We start from the raw sequence: 18,277 nt of genomic DNA, 5'->3' as shown, positions 1-18,277 counted from the left end.
AATGTTGAATTACTGGGGTATTTGATTTATCATAGGAAATACAGTAATAGCAGAAAGAAGGACGGACATGACAGAACATCCGATTACTTTGCAGGAACTTTTAGACTCCCGAGAAAAGCGGGCGCAGAAGCAAAGAATGCTGCTTGACCAGCATGATGGCGTTTTGGTTTCGGTGACTTTGAACATTCCGGGGCCTGTAAAAGATAAGCCTGCTTATAGGGAAGCTTTGAAGGTGGGAATGGAACTTCTTGCGGAAAAAATTTCGGCAGAACAGATTTTATATAGAGAAGAAAAATTTCTTTCGACCGGCGCAGAAGGCTATCTAATGATAACAGGTATGCAGCCTGAAGAGGTGAAAAGGGTGACTGTGGAAATCGAAGATACGACGCCTTTGGGAAGAATTTTTGATATGGATGTTTTATCTGAAAAAGGGAGTATTTCACGGTCAAACCTTGGAATGCCAGGCAGGCGGTGTCTTCTTTGTGGTGAAGCTGCGAAGGTCTGTGCTCGCAGTCAAAGCCATCCGATGGAGCTGCTCCTTGCGGAAATTAATCGGATTTTAAGCAAGTTTTTTTAGTAGAATAGAAAGGCTAAAAATGTCAATTCAGTCTGTGAATTTGCTGGCTGAATTGTTTTTTTGTTTACACGCATAAAGATAGTATGACATAAAATGGTATGGGATAATTTCATACAAATCGGTTAGATTTTGCACGAATATGAAAGGTGTTACTACGAAATCTAACCAGAGGAATTTAATGGAAAACGGTATAAAATTTCCATTTTTGAACATGATATTTCGGATTTTTTACCAAAAAAACGAATTGATATCCGAACTTGAATTGAGAATAAATGGCTAAAAATAAACGTTTAATTAAAGTGTGGTGTTTTCTTGGGAAGAAAGTTCGGAAAGATTATATTTTTTTTCAAAAAAGGGGTTTTCATTCCGCAAATTCTGTGGTATACTTCTAACCGTAGAAGAAAAGATACAAATTTTTATGGAGGTGATTTTGTGTATATAAAGAAAACCCTATCCTTGCTTTTGGCGCTGATATTGGTTCTGACATCACTCACGGCTTGCGGGCAGGATTCTGAGGACAGTGTAGCTATGGATGACATTCCTTATATCGAGCAGGTTGCACTTGTTGATGCGGAAGATGTAGAGATTCCGGATGAACCGGCAATCTTAGCGAAAGCGCCTTCCATCCCTAATATATTAACTCCGGAACCGTCTGGAACCAGCGTGAAGCAGGATGACCGTGCAATCATTGACTATTCTAATGTTGAAGACGGGTATGTTATGGTCAAGTTTATCGGTTCCACCAAAAAACGCCTTAAGACACAGGTTGCAGGTCCGACTACAACTTATACGTATAACATTAACGTAGACGAGTGGACTACATTTCCGCTGTCAGATGGCAACGGAAGTTACAAGGTTACGGTATTCGAGAACGTAACGGACAATAAGTACTCCACAGTGCTTTCTGTAAGCTTCAAGGCAACTCTTGATGATGAATTTGCACCGTTCATTCGTCCGAATCAGTATGTAAACTATGAGGATGCGCCTAATACAGTCAAGAAGGCGAAGAGCGTCGTAGGCAAAACCAAAGATCCACTGAAGAAAGTGGAAAAAGTTTATAAATATGTCATAAAGAATTTATCCTATGATACCAAGCTTGCAAAGACTGTGCAGTCCGGTTATCTTCCTGATTTAGATAAAGTTCTGAAAAAGAAAAAGGGAATCTGCTTCGACTATGCAGCGTTGATGACTGGTATGCTGAGAAGCCAGGGCGTTCCGTGCAAACTGGTTGTAGGATATGCAGGCAGTGCATATCATGCCTGGATTAGTGTATGGAGTGAAGATACAGGCTGGGTTGATGGTGCTATCTACTTCGACGGTGTTAAATGGCAGCGTATGGATCCGACATTCGTTTCCTCTGCTAAGAATAGTAAATCTATCAAGAAATACGTCGGTGACGGAAGCAACTATGCACCAAAACTTTTCTATTAAAAAACTGCGAAATAAATCGTTAGGGAGCTGTTAAAGCAACCTAACGATTTGTTGCGCATTTAAAACTTTTTAGAATGAAAGACGAGGACGGAATAATTATGAATCAAATACTTTCAAATGAGATGATAGCAGCTTTATGCCTTGAACTTTCTTTGCTGTTTCATGCAGGAATTCCCGTGGGGGATGCGTTGGCGCTGCTGTCAGAAGAAGCAGACTACAAAGAAATTTTGGAGGGTATGGCGCAAAAGGCAGACGATGGAGTATCTCTTTCAGAGTGTTTTCGTGAAAGCGGCAGGTTTCCGGCATATGTATGCGGGCTGATTGATGTGGGCGAGCATGCAGGTCGTACCGAGGAAGCGCTGACGGCCTTGGCTACATATTATGAGCGCCGCGTCAGATTGAATAAGCGTATTAAGAGCGCGCTTCTTTATCCTGCAGTTATGCTGGTTTTAATGCTGATTGTAATAGGCATTTTATTGGTAAAGGTGCTCCCAATTTTTGATGATGTATATGCGTCTTTAGGCGGACAACTCACCGGTGTTGGCGGCGGACTTTTGATGCTGGGACGCTGGCTTGATAAGGCAATGCCGGTTTTATGGATTCTTTTAGCCGCTGTGATGATTTTCCTGGTGGCTTTTGCAGCGATTGGAAGCTTTCGTGAGAAGTTTCTCGGCGCATGGAGAAACAGCCGCGGCGATAAGGGCATCTTTCGTCAGTTAAATACTTCCAGGCTGATTCAGGCATTTGCTATGGGTGTATCCAGCGGACTTCAGACAGAGGAAGCGCTGGAACTTTCTGCGGAACTGCTTTGTGACGTTCCAGGGGCGAAAATGCGCTGCGAAACTTGCAGAAATCTAATCGATGAGGGAAAGAGCCTGAATGCTGCCATGCAGGAAAGCGGAATGCTTCCGGCGGCTTCCTGCAGACTGATGGAACTGGGTCAGAAAAGCGGCACCATGGACGCAACCGTAGAAAAAATTGCTGCAGATTTATCTGAAGAGAGCGAGTTTGCGATTGAAGCGATGGTCGGCAAGGTAGAACCTGCACTGGTGCTGGTTTGTGCACTTCTGGTAGGGCTGATTCTCCTTTCTGTAATGCTTCCGCTTATGCATATTATGTCAGCAATTGGTTAATAGGCGGTGCAAAGGATGAAAAGAAAATTTTCCAAATGGAGTGGACTGATAAAGGGACTGCTGCTTCCGGCCGTTGCAGTTTGCGTGCTTTTGTGCTTTGCGACAGCGTTTAATAGCCTGGATAGCGGTAGAAATCAAGAAAGTTTGGAGCAGCTGCAAGAGGCCATCAGACGAAACTGTGTGGCGTGCTATGCTGCTGAAGGAGCATACCCTCCAAGTCTTGAATACCTGAAGGAACATTATGGCGTTCAAATTGACGAGGAGCGTTACACGGTGCACTATATGGTGATTGCCGATAACCTGATGCCGGATATTACAGTACTGGAGAATGATCAATGAAGATACAGAAGAATCATTTAGAAGGTCTAATCGCCTTATTGCTGTTTGGTGTATTTGCAGTATGCCTGCTAATTGCTTTGCTTGCAGGCGCTGATGCATACAACGGTTTGACAACCAAGGACAGGATTGCGTATGACAGCCGAGTTTGCGGACAGTACATTGCGACTCAGGTGCGTCAAAATGATGATATGAACAGTGTTTCTGTAACCGATTTTGGGGATGGAAATGCGCTTTCCCTTGCGAAAGAAATTGAAGGAAATACTTATGTAACTTTAATTTATAGTTATGACGGCTATTTGATGGAACTTTTTTGTGCCGAAGGAGCACAGCTGGCGCCAGAAGATGGAGAGAAAATTATGCCGATTTCCAAGTTTTCCCTCTCTATGAAGGGTCGAAGACTGGAAATTTCCTACGGAAATGAAGGAACGCAGGAGGCTGAGACTGTTATGGTTTTGACTCTGCGAAGCGGAGAGGAGGCAGCGTCATGAGAAGCAAAGCACCTCTAGTGATGATAGAGCAGATGATTATGCTGCTGGTATTTGCCCTTGCGGCAGTTTTGTGCTTGCAGGCTTTTACAACTTCCAAAGAGATTTCTGAGGAAAGCATTTGCCGTGACCGGGCAGTCGTGGAAGTGCAGAATGCAGCGGAGTCCATGAAAGCTGGCGATGGAGAGACCTATTTTCGTGAAATGGGCGCAAACTTAGGAGAGGAAGGCGGCCAGATATTTTACAATGAAAAATGGAAACCGTTCGAAGATAGTAAGGGTGAGATGGAGGCAGCATTCCGCTTGCAGCTCAGTTATAAGGATACGGACATAGCATATTTGCAGAGTGCGGAGATTGCAGTATATGATGCTGAGGGAGAGCTTCTGTTCAGCATGCCGGTATCGTGGCAGAATCGGGAGGTGGAGTAATGAGAAAAATCAGCAAAGAATCATTTTCGCCGCCTGCAGTAGGGGGAACATCCCTTTTGGTCATCTTTGCAGTATTGTGCCTGACTGTGTTTTCGCTGCTCAGTCTTTCCACGGTGCGGGCAGATGAGAGACTCAGTAAGGCTTCGGCAAAGGCTGTGTCAGACTACTATGAAGCGGATTCTCGTGCGGAAGAAATACTGGCGCAGATTCGTCAGGGCAAAGTGCCGGAGCATGTAACAATTAGGGGAAACAGATATACTTATACCTGTCCGATTTCGGAGAACCAAAACCTAAAAGTTTCGATTCGGTTTAACGGAGCCGATTATACGATAGAACATTGGCGAGTGGAAACCAGTAGAGATGAGGAGATTGATGAAAACCTTCCTGTTTGGGACGGCACGGAACCTGAAGACAGCATAGAAAACGAGTGACCAGGAGGATTTGATTATGGCAGATTTGATGAATTATTTAGGTAAAGCAGTCGAATGCGGAGCTTCGGATATTTTTATTGTGGCAGGCGGTCCAGTTTGCGTGAAACTGGACAAAAGCGTGACACCTATTGGTGAAGAGCGAGTTCTTCCGGATACCAGCGCAAAACTGGTCACAGAGATTTACGAAAAAGCGGGAAGACCCATGGAGCATTTTTTGAGTTGCGGTGATGATGACTTTTCCTTCTCTGTGCCGGGACTGGCGCGATTTCGTGTAAATACCTATCAGCAGCGCGGCTCGATGGCGGCTGTCGTGCGTGTGGTTGCTTTTGGGATTCCTGATTGGAAAGAAATGGGGATTCCGGCTCAGGTGATGGAACTGTCGGAGGCAAGTCACGGGCTGATTCTGGTGACGGGTACTGCAGGAAGCGGGAAATCTACGACTCAGGCATGTATCATTGACCGAATCAATCACACCAGAGAATGCCACATCATTACCATGGAAAATCCCATCGAGTACCTGCACAGAAATGACAGGAGCATTGTAAGCCAGAGAGAAATTTCTATTGATACGGAGGACTATCTTTCCGGACTTCGTGCTTGCCTGCGCCAGGCACCGGATGTGATTTTGCTGGGAGAAATGCGTGACCACGAGACGATTCGTACAGCCATGACCGCAGCGGAAACAGGGCATTTGATTATTGCAACGCTGCACACGAAAGGAACTGTAAATACCATCGACAGAATTGTGGATTCTTTCCCAAGTGAGCAGCAGGCACAGGTGAGAACCCAGTTGAGCATGGTGCTTCGCACAGTCGTATCACAGCAGCTGCTGCCAGGCACTTCTGGAAATCTGGTGCCGGCTTTTGAAATCATGCATATGAATAATGCAATCAAGAGTTTGATTCGAGATAACAAGAGCCACCAGATTAACAACGCAATTGCCGCAGGGGCAAATGAGGGTATGTTATCCATGGATCAGTCTATCTTGACTCTTTGTAAAAATGGTGAGATTAGTAAGGATACGGCACTTATCTATGCGGACAATGCAGAACAGATGCAGAGACGGTTGGGATAAGGAAGGACCACTTTGGACTGCGTATTAAAATAAAATAAAAGCTGTATAACAGTCTCAAACAAGTGAGGTTAGATTGTTGTACAGCTTTTTTATTGAGATTCTGTTAATTTTTAGATATTGTTATAAAAAAGCACACTGGTGGCACAATAGGGGTATTTGGAGGTTATTGCAATGGAATCAATCTGGACAAAAGATATCAAGATGCCGGAATTTCCCACGGCAGAGCATGATATGAAAGTAGATGTGCTGGTGGTTGGCGGCGGTATGTGCGGTCTTTTAATTGGTCATTTTTTGAATGAGCAAGGGGCGAACTACGCGGTGGTGGAGAAGGATACTATCGCAGGCGGTGTGACGAAAAATACGACGGCAAAGATTACCGCCTTTCATGGACTTTCCTACAGAAAACGCCTTGCTCGTTTTGGCAGGGAAAAGACCGCAGCATATCTATCGGCAAATGAGAAAGCGATAGAGATGTACAGACGTTTAGCTGTGCGTATCCCATGTGATTTTGAAGAGAAGGATAACTACGTTTACACGATGAACGATGTGGGTGCGGTACTTTCTGAGATTGAGGCTATCACAGAGGTTGGCGGAAAAGTATCCTACACGGAGCATGTGGATATACCGCTGCTGGCAGCCTGTGCAGTTAAGGTGAAGGGGCAGGCCCAGTTTCACCCGCTGAAATTTGCGTCAGAGATTGCCAAGGGGCAGGCAATTTACGAGCACAGTTTTGTAAGCGACGTAAAGAAGCAGCGTTTTGGCTGGCAGGCTTTTGTTATAAATGGCTGGGGTCGGGATATAAGGATTCATGCGGATAAGGTAATTATCGCAACCCACTTTCCGTTTATTGACCGCAGAGGCATGTATTTTATGAAGATGTACCAGAGCCGGTCCTATGTGTTAGCGCTTTCAGCACAGAATGACGAGGGAAAGGCAGAAATGCAGCAGGTCTGCGGCATGTATATCGGAAATGGCGGTGAAAAGGGTAATCCTCTGGATCTATCCTTTAGAACCTATGACGACTATTTACTTTTAGGCGGAGGAGGTGGCAGAACCGGAACCAGCCATGCGGCTTTTGAACAGCTGAGACAGCAGGCAAAGCGCCTTTATCCGGGCAGCCGGGAAGTGGCAGCATGGGCGGCGCAGGACTGCATGACGTTAGATGAAGTTCCTTACGTTGGCAGCTATAGTCGAAAAAAGGACGGGCTGCTGGTGGCGACGGGTTTTAACAAGTGGGGGATGACCGGCGCGATGACAGCGGCAATGGCCCTGACCGGAGAACTGGATCGGGAGATTGGAAGGGTGTTTTCACCTCAGCGGACGATACTGAGACCGCAGCTCTTGGTAAACGGTTTTGAGACGACAAAAAATTTTATGCGGCCAACTGCACCTCGCTGTACCCATCTTGGCTGTGCGCTGAAATGGAATACGGCGGAGAAAACCTGGGATTGCCCTTGCCACGGTTCAAGATTTGCAGGGGATGGAAAATTGATTGATAATCCGGCGCAAATGGATATGAAAAAAAGGATTTAGAAGGAACAAGAGTTTAACCTAAAATAGAAATTTTAAAAAAAAGTGTATAAGAGAACACCAAAATTTTAACCGAGAATTTAAAAAAGCTAAAAAAGTGTATAAAGCACTTGCATTCCTTTGGCAAATGTTTCGTTTACAAGGATGTTTCGACCATGTTTCAAGTTTCTCTTATACACTTTTTTAATACTTTTTCATTTTAGGTTAAGATTTGCCGTTAGATTTATACATTTTTGGTATAAAAACAAAATTTAGGTTAAGCTTCCCATTGATAAACTTGTCGAGATTCCTTCTTCATGTGAAGAGGGAAAGACGGTTGCTTTTTTTCGGCAAGGTGATATACTATTAAATTGCGGCAGAGGGACAAGCTGCAATTTTAGATAGAAACGAGGAAATCAATGAAATATATACGACAGGTTTTAATTGTAATGATAGTTTCTTTTGCAGGAGAGATGCTTAACTTTTTACTTCCGCTTCCGGTACCTGCCAGCATTTATGGACTGGTAATTATGCTGATATGTCTTTTGAGTGGGATTATTCCTCTGGAAGCGGTCAGAGAGACCGGAACGTTTATGGTAGAGATTATGCCGCTGATGTTTGTGCCTGCGGCAGTAGGGCTTCTGGAATCCTGGGGCGTACTGAAGCCGGTGTGGATTCCAGTTATTTGCATCACCGTCATTTCAACTGTAGTAGTGATGGCGGTCTCCGGCAGAGTGACCCAGTTTGTGATTCGAAAAGGCGGTGAAGCTGATGAATGATATTCTGATTGAGTCTGTATTCTTCGGCGTGGGGCTTACGCTGCTCTGCTTTGAAATTGGACAAATTGCAAAGAAAAAGCTGAAAATTCCCCTGTTTAACCCCATTTTGATCGCAACGGTGCTGATTATCGGTGCGCTTCTGCTTTTAGATATGGACTACGATACATATTACGAAGGTGCAAAGTATATTAGTTATTTGCTGACGCCGGCTACAGTATGTCTTGCCATTCCTATGTACGAACAGATGAGTCTTTTGAAAAAGAACTGGAAAGCAGTTATGGCTGGAATTATTGCAGGCTGTTTGACAAGCCTTGTCTCCATACTTGCTATGGCAGTCCTCTTTGGCCTCAGCCACGAAACTTATGTGACTCTACTGCCAAAATCTATTACGACAGCTATTGGCATGGGTGTTTCGGAAACGCTGGGCGGCTATGTCACGATTACGGTAGCCGTCATAATCATTACGGGGATTTTAGGAAATATGTTCGGCGAAGCGGTTTGCAGACTGTTCCGCATAGAAGAGCCTATCGCAAAGGGTGTGGGCTTTGGCACAGCGTCTCATGCCGTCGGCACGGCAAAGGCGATAGAAATAGGAGAAATTGAAGGTGCTATGAGCAGCCTTTCCATTGCGGTGGCGGGTCTTGTCACAGTGGTAGGTGCCAGTGTATTTGCTTGTTTTTGGTAAAGGAGAATCAAATGAAAGAAATTCAGCTGAGGATGGACCCTCCCTTTTTTAATAGTGTAGATGTAGCAGTGCTGGACTTTCCAAAGGGGTTAAAAGAAGTGCCGCGGCAGCGCTGTAAAATTACAGTAGAGTTTGCTGCCTTTGATGTTAAGCAGCTGCAGAAACAGGGGCTGAACTTTGAGGCGGCGATAGAACACTATAAGACATGGCTTTATGAGGTAGTAAAGGTACATCTTGCGCAGGACTGGATCTGTATCGGCGGCTGGGATCAGGTTATGGCACTTGTAGAAAGCAGAGTCAAAGCGTATTATGACGCAGAATAGAAAATTTCTATATTTCCGGTGAGAATTATGGGAATTTGTGGTATACTATAAAGTAGAACTTTACAGGAGAGAGATGATAATATGACAAAGGTAGATATTTTTTCCGGATTTTTAGGTGCCGGAAAGACAACGCTAATTAAGAAACTCATTGAAGAAGCGTATCAGAATGAGAAAGTAGTTCTCATCGAAAATGAATTTGGAGAAATCGGGATTGACGGCGGATTTCTCAAAGATGCAGGAATTGAAATTAATGAGATGACTTCTGGCTGTATCTGCTGCAGCCTCGTTGGTGATTTTGGAAAGGCACTAGAAAAGGTACTGGCAGAGTTTGCGCCTGACAGAATTCTCATCGAGCCGTCCGGTGTAGGAAAACTTAGCGATGTGATAACTGCTGTGACAAATCTGCATAACGAAGCATTGTGCTTAAATGCTGCGGTTGCGGTTGTGGACGCAAAGAAGGCGAAGATGTACATGCAGAACTTTGGGGAGTTTTATAATAATCAGATTGAACATGCGGCAGCAGTTATTCTCAGCCATACGGCGGGGCTTGCGCAGAAGAAACTGGACGACTGTGTAGCGCTTGTTCGTAAATATAACGAGAAAGCGCCTGTAGTAACAACAGACTGGGAAGAGCTTACAGGACAGCAGCTTCTGGAAACGATCGAGCAGAAGAATACACTGGCAGCGCAGCTGGCAACTCTTGAGAAAGAAGCGCATGAACATCACGACCATGGTCATCATCATCACGATGAGGATTGCGGCTGCCACGACCACGCACACGAGCATGAACATCATGACCATCATCACCACGATGAAGATTGTGACTGCGGCTGTCACGAACATGAACATCATCATGACCACCATCATCACCACGCCGATGAAGTATTCCAGAGTTTTGGACTGGAAACATCTCATAAGTTTACAAAAGAGCAGATTGAAGAAGCGCTGAGCGCTTTGACAAATTTTGCAATGTATGGACAGGTGCTTCGTGCGAAAGGAATTGTAGAGGGAGAAGACGGTAAGTGGTTACATTTTGACTATGTGCCGGGTGAACCTGATGTTAGATATGGCACTGCGGCAGTAACAGGTATGCTGTGTGTCATTGGTGCAGGCATCGAAGAGGACAGCATTAAAGAGTTGTTTGGACTGTAAAGAGGTAGTAGCATATGGAAATACCAGTATATTTGTTTACCGGATTTTTAGAAAGCGGTAAAACCACGTTTATTCAGGAGGCGCTGGAGGGCGATGACTTCAATGCCGGAGAAAGAACCTTGCTGCTTCTGTGTGAAGAGGGTGAGGAAGAATATCATCCGGTCAAGTTTTTCGGAACCAACGTGTTTATTGAACGGGTTGAAGAGGAAGAAGATTTAACGGAAGAGACGCTTAGCGCTTTGCAGAAAAAGCATAAGGTCGAACGGGTAATCATCGAGTATAACGGCATGTGGAGTTTGGACACGATCTACAGAAATATGCCGAAGGAGTGGATTACCTATCAGGAAATGTTTTTTGCAGATGCGCAGACTTTTTCTGTGTATAATCAGAATATGCGGCAGCTGGTCTTTGATAAACTGAAAAGCGCTGAGATGGTTGTGTTCAACCGCTGCGAAAAAGGCTTTGACAAGATGGAATTTCATAAAATTGTTCGCGGAGTTAACCGAAAGAGCCAGATTCTTTATGAATATGATAAAGACGATGTGGAACTGGACCAGATTCCGGATCCTCTGCCTTTTGACCTCAATGCGCCGCTGATTGAGATTGCAGACAATGCCTATGCGGAGTGGTACAGAGATATCAACGAGGAGCAGGACAAGTATGACGGCAAGGTGATTACTGTAAAGGGTCGCAGCGTTCTTGGCGGCGGTATGCCGGACGACAAATTTGTCTTTGGTCGTCATGTGATGACATGCTGTGTAGAGGATATTCAGTTTGCAGGACTTGTATGTAGATGGGAAAATGCAGCAAATTTGCTGGAACACGGCGGCTGGGTAACGATTATAGCTAAAGTGAAAGTAGAAGAAGATGAAACTTATGGTGAGGTGGGACCTGTGCTCTACTGCACAAAAGTGGAAGAGACAGAAGAAGCCGATCCTGAAGTAGCACAATTTTAAACTGACAAGAATTTAGGGAACAGACGCATTTATCGTCGTTCCCTTTTGCGTGCAAAAAATGATATGATAAAAATATTTTGGAATTGTATACAAAAAACTTACATTTTCTTTCAAAAACGTGTTATAATAATAAATGAGATAGAAATAATGGAAGAAGAAAGGAGATGTGAGCCGAAATGTATAACATTGATGACCTGATTATGTATGGCACGACAGGCGTTTGCAAAGTATCGGATATTCGTAAGTCGGATTTTGCCGGTGGAGATGAGGACAGGCTGTATTATGTGCTGGAGCCTCTTTATCAAAGCGGCGTCATTTATGCACCAGTAGATAATCAGAAAGTGTTTATGCGTGCGGTAATCTCCGAAGATGAAGCGAAAGATCTGATTGACAATATTCCGCAGATTCACACGGAAATTTACAAAAACAGTAGCATGCAACAGCTTACGAAGTATTATCAGTCAGTCATTGACAGCCATAAATGTATAGACTTGCTTAAACTGACCAAGTCCATACATCAAAAAAAGCTGGATGCACTTGCTCAGAATCGCCACCTTGGGCAGATTGACAAAAAATTTATGAAACGTGCAGAAGACCTTCTTTTCGGAGAGTTCGCAGCAGCGCTGGGAATTTCCAGAGATGATGTACAGGATTATATCCGAAACAGGCTAGGTGATGAGGAGCTGTAAGTAAATATAAGAAATAGATCGGAATACCAGACAATGCAAATTGTTTTGAAATCCGATTTATTTTTTTTGACAAAAAATTTGTAAAAGTTAAATCACCTATTGACATGTTATCAAAAACGAGTATAATAATCTTGCACTACAGTTTAGAAATACTAAACTTGAAGTTTAATGTTTGTGACACAGTAAGGGAGTAGGAATATGGAGATTGGTTCCAAGATTAAAGCCCTGCGCATTGTCAATGGACTGACTCAGGAGGAACTAGCTGACAGGGCGGAGCTTTCTAAGGGCTTCATTTCTCAGCTGGAACGAGATTTGACATCTCCATCTATTGCAACACTTTCAGACATATTGCAGTGCCTGGGAGTATCTGTTTCAGAGTTTTTTGCAGAGGACAGCGATGAACAGATTGTATTTGCAGATGAAGATTATTTTGAGAAAATAGACCTTGAATTAAAGAATAAAATAGAGTGGATTATTCCAAGTGCGCAAAAGAACGTTATGGAGCCTATTCGCCTGAGCCTTGAGGCGGGCGGCCAGACATATCCTGACAATCCGCACGAGGGAGAAGAGTTTGGATTTGTACTGAAAGGTGAGATTACCATTCATATAGGAAAGAAAATCCATCAGGCAAAGGCCGGCGATTCATTTTATTATACACCAGCAAGAAAACATTATATTTCATCGAAAGCAGGCGCAGAACTGATATGGGTAAGCTCGCCGCCAAGCTTTTAAGATGTAAAGAAAGGAACTTAAATGACATCATCACTCATCGAATTAAAGCATATTTACAAGTCTTTTGAAGATACACAGGTGCTGGATGACTTCAATTTAACGGTAAATGAGAACGAGTTTATCACACTGTTGGGACCTTCTGGATGTGGAAAGACTACAACGCTTCGTATTGTAGGCGGTTTTGAAAAGCCTGATGCAGGGCAGGTGTTCTTTGAAGGAAAGGATATTACCGATGTGCCGCCGAATCAGCGCCATCTGAATACTGTATTTCAGAAGTACGCGCTTTTTCCACATATGAATGTGGGACAGAATATCGCCTTTGGCCTTAAGATTAGCGGGAAGAGCGAATCGTATATTAAAGATAAAGTTGAATATGCGCTGAAACTTGTCAATCTGGACGGCTATGAGAAACGAAAAATCGATCAGCTTTCCGGCGGTCAGCAGCAGAGAATTGCTATGGCAAGAGCTATTGTCAATGAACCGAAGGTGCTTTTGCTTGATGAACCTTTGGGAGCATTGGATTTGAAATTGCGCCAGGATATGCAGTATGAGTTGATTCGCCTGAAGAATGAACTTGGCATCACCTTTATTTACGTTACTCACGATCAGGAGGAAGCCCTGACTATGAGCGATAAAGTAGTGGTAATGAACGGTGGATATATTCAGCAGATGGGTACGCCGGAAGAGATTTACAACGAGCCGGAAAATGCTTTCGTTGCAGATTTTATCGGTGACAGCAATATTATTGATGGCACAATGATGGAAGATTTTTATGTGAAGATCTGTGGTACAGTATTTCCTTGTATTGACGACGGCTTTGGCAGAAATAAGCCAGTCGATGTTGTAATCAGACCGGAGGATCTGATTATTGGAAAACCGGGTGCAGGCAGGCTAGATGGTGAAGTGACTCACAATGTATTCATTGGTGTACACTATGAAATGGAAATTGAAGCAGGCGGATTCACCTGGCTTGCACAGAATACCACCAGCTATCCGGTAGGAACTAAGGTTAGTCTGGATGTGATTCCGGAAAATATTCAAATTATGCATAAACCACAGTCCAAGGAAGAGGAGGCGATAGAAATCGATGTCTAAAAAAAGTTTTGCAGCGCCATTTCTCTTGTGGATTATCTGCGGTACTGTGATTCCTTTGGCAGTTGTTGCTTATTATGGTTTTACAGACAGAAGCGGCACATTTACTTTTGCTAATTTGATTGCAATGCTGAGCGCAGAGCATGCGCAGGCGCTTTTACTGTCTCTTTTGCTGTCATTAATCAGTACTGTGATTTGCTTTGTGATCGCTTTTCCGCTGGCGCTGATTTTAAAGGGGAGCAAGCTTGGACGGCAGGGCTTTATGGTGTTCATTTTTATCTTGCCGATGTGGATGAACTTTTTACTACGAACGATGGCGTGGCAGGTAATTCTGGAAAAGGGCGGATTGATCAACGGTCTGCTGGGACTTTTACATCTGCCGCCTCTTGCGCTGATCAATACACCGGCAGCAATTGTACTGGGAATGGTTTATGATTTTCTGCCTTTTATGGTACTGCCGATCTATAATACACTGATGAAGATAGATGATCATATTATAGAAGCTGCTTACGATCTTGGAGCGACCAAGCGGAAGGTACTGACAGATATCCTGCTGCCTCTCAGCATTCCGGGTATTGCCAGCGGTGTTACCATGGTGTTTGTACCGTCCCTGACCACTTTTGTAATCTCCAACATGCTGGGCGGAGGGAAAATCAATCTGATTGGAAATATCATCGAGCAGGAATTTACGACAAGTTCCAACTGGAATCTGGGCTCGGGCCTGTCTCTTGTCATGATGGTATTTATTGTTATCAGCATGGCAGCGCTCTCTAAATTAGACAAAAATGGGGAGGGGACGCTGATATGAAAAAACTTGGAAAAAGCATTTATCTGATCCTCGTTCTGCTGTTTTTGTATCTGCCAATTCTGATCCTGATGTTTTTTTCCTTCAACGAGAGCAAGTCTATGTCTCTGTGGACGGGCTTTTCTTTGAAATGGTACAAGGAAATGCTGTCAAATACCATGATTATGGAAGCAATCTGGAACACATTCACGATTGCGCTGGCAGCTGCCGCCATAGCAACCCTCATCGGGACTGCTGCATGTATCGGGATTATGGCGATGAAAAAGCGCTCAGAAAATGTAATCATGGCGCTGAACAATATTCCTCTGCTCAATGCAGATATTGTTACAGGTATTTCTCTGATGATGGCATTTATTGCCTTCGGTATTTCACTGAGCTGGGGTACAGTACTGCTTGCGCATATCACTTTCAGCATTCCTTATGTGATTCTGTCGGTGATGCCAAAATTTAAACAGATTTCTGGAAATACTTATGAAGCTGCACTGGATCTTGGAGCAACGCCGCTTTATGCGTTTTATAAAGTCGTTCTTCCTGATATTAGACCGGGCATTGTCAGCGGATTTCTGCTGGCGTTCACCATGTCTGTAGATGATTTTGTAATTACACACTTTACAAGAGGCGCTGGCATTAATACGATTTCGACTTTGGTTTATAGCCAGGTGAAAGTAGGAATCAGACCGACACTTTTTGCACTGTCTACAGTTATTTTTGTTACCGTGCTGCTGGTTTTGACTACTTCCAATGTTGCGTCGGCCAAGGCAGGCGGAAAGACGAAAAAGCGTATTATGGCAGTGCTGACAGCGCTGGTGATTTGTTTGCTTTGCGGAACTCTTTATCTCAGCGGTTCCACAGGAGGCAACACCGGAAAGGAAGTCCATGTCTATGCTTTTGGAGATTATATTGATCCTGCGCTCATTAAAGAATTTGAACAGGAAACAGGGATATCTGTGGTCATGGACACTTTTGACACAGCAGAGGAAATGTATCCTGTCATAAAAAATGGTTCGGTTAATTACGATGTGATTTGTGTTTCCGATTATATGATTGAAAAACTTATCAGCGAGGATTTGCTTGCAGAAGTAGATTATTCTTCGATTCCAAATATCTCTAATTTGGAGAAAAAATATCTGCAGCTTGCGGAGTCTTTCGATTCGGGAAATAAATATGCGGTTCCTCATACATGGGGCACGCTGGGAATTTTATACGATACGGATAAAATTCCTGAGGGAGAGATCACTTCCTGGAATGATCTTTGGAAGACGGAATATGCGGGCAGAATTGTTATGCCTGATAGTATGCGTGACACTATGGGAATTGCGTTGAAAGCAAAGGGATATTCGTTAAATACTGTCAGCGAGGCGGAACTTTCTGAAGCAGCAGCTTATCTGACAGAGCAAAAATCTCTGGTATACAAATATGCCAATGATTCGGCGAGGGATATGATTCTCGGCGGATCTGCGGATATTGCAGTCATCTGGAATGGTGAAGTTTTGTATTGTCGCGAAGAAAAAGAAAATTTAGCTTATGTCGTTCCAAAAGAAGGCAGTGAGTATTTTACCGATGCCTGGGCGATTCCGAAAGCTGCGAAAAATCGGGATAGTGCCCACGCCTGGATCAATTTTATGCTGGAAAAGGAAACGGCGATGATAAACTTCGATTATTTGACATACTCAATTCCAAATATCAGTGTTATAGATAGTGTTAAGGGTGATTCGGTCAAGATGGATATCCTGTTTCCGGATGAAATAGTGCTGAAACAGTGTGAGTCTCTTAGAAATCTTGGCGCAGAAGCGGACGATTTGTTCACCAAATACTGGAAGAAATTTAAGTCGTAGGATTTCCTCCCTGCGCCTTAGAAAAAACCGCAGATCAGAAGGTCTCAGAAATTCCTGAGTCTTCCGGTTTGCGGTTTTGAGGTTCTATGTCAAATGTTGAGGTGGAACGCAAACTAAAAAAATTTAAGTGACTGAGGAGGCAGTGATAAAGCTGTCTCTTTTGGTTTAATATTGAACCATAGTATGTAGAATTCTTTTCTTAAATCTTTCGTAGTTTCTCATGCCATAAGCGACTCTCTTGGTGACTTTGATTCGATTGTTGCAGCCTTCGGTATATCCGTTGGAGAATGGTACATCAAAGGCATTTAGTATTTCTTTCTCCCATTGTGTGTAGGTAGAAGCAACTTTATTGAATGGGGCAAGGTTTGCAACCTGTACAGCCATTTTAAAGGCAAGTAGCTTTTTCTTGGCGGTATACACATCAAGGGAAGCAAATAGTTCGTATGCTAGTTCTTTTAAATGGTATGCCTGTGCCAGTTCCTTAGATAGTGAGAGCATATTCGCTACTTGTTCGAGTTCTTCTGAATCCAGCTTTTCTTTGTGTTTGATGAGAAGTGTTCTGGCGTGTTTGAAGTATCTCCTTCGTTTTGTATGAAAGTTCTTTTGGGCTTCTTTGCGAACTTGTTCTAATGCGTAAATGGCAAGTCTTAGGGCATGGAATCGGTCGGCAACGATTTCTGCTTTTGGAAATGCGGTTTTTGCCAGACTTCTAAAGAGTGTGCTTAAATCCATGACAACGTATTTTATGTTGTTTCGATCTGGAAACTTCGAAAAGTACTGGTACAAGGTATCGCCTTTTCTGTTTGGAAGGATATCCAGCACTTTCTTCTCTTTGGGATTGGTTAGGATGCACTGGAATTTTCTGCCGCCGGTGTTGCCTTTGAATTCATCGATGGAAATTACAGATGGCAGGGTGGTACAAGGGTAATTCACTTTGTCCAAAATACGTGCAGTGGTTGAAGCGGAGACGTTAAGTCTTTCTACAATAGATTTCATCGAAGCGGTTTTTGATAATTCGAAAAGTGCCATTGCCCATAATGCGTTGGAGGTTCTTTGATATTTGGGAAGGAATGGAATTGTTTCAAAGAACTTTTTACCGCAGCAGGGGCAAACATGACGTCTTTTACGAATGCTGAGAATGACGGGGGGATTACCGATAGGGATATGTTTGACCCGCTGGATTCTGTAGCCATGTACTTTTGAGGTATGGGTACTGCATTCTGGGCACTGGTGAATTCTTTGCTGCATAGTAATGTGTACGACGCAGGTTTCATCAATGAATTGGATTTTTTCTGCAATTGTGCATAGCAGTTCTTTTGACTGTTGGTTTGTCAATGATATGACACCCAAAAGAGAGCATTAATTTGACGATATGGTATCATAAGAATGCAATTCCAAAGATGACCTTTTCTCCAAAGGTGTAGCCCACCCAAGGACTGGTTTAGGGGTGTTGTTGTAACGTTTTAGATAGCGGAGCATCTGCACTTTTAAATCTTCATAGGAGTAGAAAATGCAGGTAATTGTAGAATCGCTCCTGATTCAGTCGATGGCTGCGTTCCACTTTGCCATTGTGTCTTGGTGTGCGTGGACGAATCAGTTTGTGGGTAATGCCAAGTTCATCACAGAGTTTATCCATCGGATGTAGTTTTTTGTAGTCTTTTGGATAAGTAAATTCAGCGCCATTATCCGTTTGAATCATTTTGGGCGTATATCCAAAGAATTGGATAGCGCGCTTTATGAAATTAACGGTAGAATAAGAACTCTGTTCTTTATATGGGTAGAGGAAGCGCTGTCTGGAAGCTTCATCTATGATTGTATATT

General features: G+C 43.6%; 20 protein-coding genes and 1 pseudogene. 19 read left to right on the top strand and 2 right to left on the bottom strand.

The annotated features are described in order from the left end of the window. Positions 1-67 precede the first annotated feature (67 nt). From citX to D1151_RS01335, 19 genes are all read left to right on the top strand, one after another. Positions 68-577 (top strand): citrate lyase holo-[acyl-carrier protein] synthase, encoded by a 510-nt coding sequence (gene citX / locus D1151_RS01425; RefSeq protein ID WP_160201531.1) that lies wholly within the window; start codon positions 68-70, stop codon positions 575-577. A gap of 432 nt (positions 578-1,009) precedes the next feature. Next, entirely contained in the window at positions 1,010-2,008 is a 999-nt protein-coding gene (locus D1151_RS01420) for a transglutaminase family protein (RefSeq protein ID WP_251613735.1), read from the top strand. Between the two features lie 98 nt (positions 2,009-2,106). Continuing rightward, positions 2,107-3,141 carry a type II secretion system F family protein gene (locus D1151_RS01415; protein ID WP_161907675.1) on the top strand — a complete coding sequence of 345 codons (1,035 nt, stop codon included), beginning with the start codon at positions 2,107-2,109 and terminating at the stop codon, positions 3,139-3,141. Between the two features lie 15 nt (positions 3,142-3,156). After that, the gene (locus D1151_RS01410; protein ID WP_160201533.1) at positions 3,157-3,480 is read left to right on the top strand and encodes a hypothetical protein; all 324 of its coding nucleotides are present in this window, start codon (positions 3,157-3,159) and stop codon (positions 3,478-3,480) included. Then, positions 3,477-3,968, top strand: coding sequence for a DUF4860 domain-containing protein (locus tag D1151_RS01405; RefSeq protein ID WP_161907674.1), 492 nt, complete (start codon positions 3,477-3,479; stop codon positions 3,966-3,968). Before D1151_RS01410 ends, D1151_RS01405 begins: the two co-directional genes overlap by 4 nt. After that, positions 3,965-4,393 carry a hypothetical protein gene (locus D1151_RS01400; protein ID WP_160201535.1) on the top strand — a complete coding sequence of 143 codons (429 nt, stop codon included), beginning with the start codon at positions 3,965-3,967 and terminating at the stop codon, positions 4,391-4,393. Before D1151_RS01405 ends, D1151_RS01400 begins: the two co-directional genes overlap by 4 nt. Continuing rightward, positions 4,393-4,824, top strand: coding sequence for a hypothetical protein (locus D1151_RS01395; protein ID WP_160201536.1), 432 nt, complete (start codon positions 4,393-4,395; stop codon positions 4,822-4,824). Before D1151_RS01400 ends, D1151_RS01395 begins: the two co-directional genes overlap by 1 nt. 16 nt (positions 4,825-4,840) lie before the next feature. Next, positions 4,841-5,899 (top strand): type IV pilus twitching motility protein PilT, encoded by a 1,059-nt coding sequence (locus D1151_RS01390; RefSeq protein WP_160201537.1) that lies wholly within the window; start codon positions 4,841-4,843, stop codon positions 5,897-5,899. A 171-nt stretch (positions 5,900-6,070) separates the two neighbouring features. Continuing rightward, the gene (locus tag D1151_RS01385) at positions 6,071-7,432 is read left to right on the top strand and encodes an FAD-dependent oxidoreductase (protein ID WP_161907673.1); all 1,362 of its coding nucleotides are present in this window, start codon (positions 6,071-6,073) and stop codon (positions 7,430-7,432) included. A gap of 395 nt (positions 7,433-7,827) precedes the next feature. After that, positions 7,828-8,187: a CidA/LrgA family protein gene (locus tag D1151_RS01380; protein ID WP_160201539.1), complete on the top strand. Its 360-nt coding sequence runs from the start codon at positions 7,828-7,830 to the stop codon at positions 8,185-8,187. Continuing rightward, complete coding sequence (locus D1151_RS01375; RefSeq protein WP_161907672.1) at positions 8,180-8,872, top strand: LrgB family protein; 693 nt, start codon at positions 8,180-8,182, stop codon at positions 8,870-8,872. The genes D1151_RS01380 and D1151_RS01375 overlap by 8 nt, the downstream gene beginning before the upstream one ends. An 11-nt stretch (positions 8,873-8,883) precedes the next feature. Beyond that, entirely contained in the window at positions 8,884-9,195 is a 312-nt protein-coding gene (locus tag D1151_RS01370; RefSeq protein ID WP_161907671.1) for a hypothetical protein, read from the top strand. An 81-nt stretch (positions 9,196-9,276) separates the two neighbouring features. Then, positions 9,277-10,347: a CobW family GTP-binding protein gene (locus D1151_RS01365; RefSeq protein ID WP_160201542.1), complete on the top strand. Its 1,071-nt coding sequence runs from the start codon at positions 9,277-9,279 to the stop codon at positions 10,345-10,347. A 14-nt stretch (positions 10,348-10,361) separates the two neighbouring features. Beyond that, the gene (locus D1151_RS01360) at positions 10,362-11,303 is read left to right on the top strand and encodes a hypothetical protein (RefSeq protein ID WP_161907670.1); all 942 of its coding nucleotides are present in this window, start codon (positions 10,362-10,364) and stop codon (positions 11,301-11,303) included. Between the two features lie 176 nt (positions 11,304-11,479). Continuing rightward, a complete protein-coding gene (locus D1151_RS01355) occupies positions 11,480-11,992 on the top strand; it encodes a CarD family transcriptional regulator (RefSeq protein WP_160201544.1) in 513 nt (170 codons plus the stop codon). A gap of 198 nt (positions 11,993-12,190) precedes the next feature. Beyond that, positions 12,191-12,724, top strand: a complete 534-nt coding sequence (locus tag D1151_RS01350; RefSeq protein WP_160201545.1) for a helix-turn-helix domain-containing protein — start codon at positions 12,191-12,193, stop codon at positions 12,722-12,724. Between the two features lie 21 nt (positions 12,725-12,745). Beyond that, a complete protein-coding gene (locus D1151_RS01345; protein WP_161907669.1) occupies positions 12,746-13,819 on the top strand; it encodes an ABC transporter ATP-binding protein in 1,074 nt (357 codons plus the stop codon). Beyond that, positions 13,812-14,624 (top strand): ABC transporter permease, encoded by an 813-nt coding sequence (locus D1151_RS01340; RefSeq protein ID WP_160201547.1) that lies wholly within the window; start codon positions 13,812-13,814, stop codon positions 14,622-14,624. Before D1151_RS01345 ends, D1151_RS01340 begins: the two co-directional genes overlap by 8 nt. Further along, complete coding sequence (locus D1151_RS01335; protein WP_161907668.1) at positions 14,621-16,456, top strand: extracellular solute-binding protein; 1,836 nt, start codon at positions 14,621-14,623, stop codon at positions 16,454-16,456. Before D1151_RS01340 ends, D1151_RS01335 begins: the two co-directional genes overlap by 4 nt. A 165-nt stretch (positions 16,457-16,621) precedes the next feature. Here D1151_RS01335 and D1151_RS01330 read toward each other — a convergent pair whose 3' ends face one another. Together D1151_RS01330 and D1151_RS01325 are read right to left on the bottom strand one after the other, a co-directional pair. Then, entirely contained in the window at positions 16,622-17,704 is a 1,083-nt protein-coding gene (locus D1151_RS01330) for an ISL3 family transposase (RefSeq protein ID WP_243151142.1), read from the bottom strand. A 111-nt stretch (positions 17,705-17,815) separates the two neighbouring features. Then, positions 17,816-18,277 (bottom strand): annotated as a pseudogene (locus D1151_RS01325) (DDE-type integrase/transposase/recombinase); the annotation flags it as partial.

Source organism: Emergencia sp. 1XD21-10, from assembly GCF_009936045.1.
In the GTDB taxonomy this organism is placed as follows: Bacteria; Bacillota; Clostridia; order Peptostreptococcales; family Anaerovoracaceae; genus Senimuribacter; species Senimuribacter intestinalis.
The sequence above is the reverse complement of the archived record's forward strand: the minus strand, read 5'-3'. Positions and strand labels throughout refer to the sequence as shown.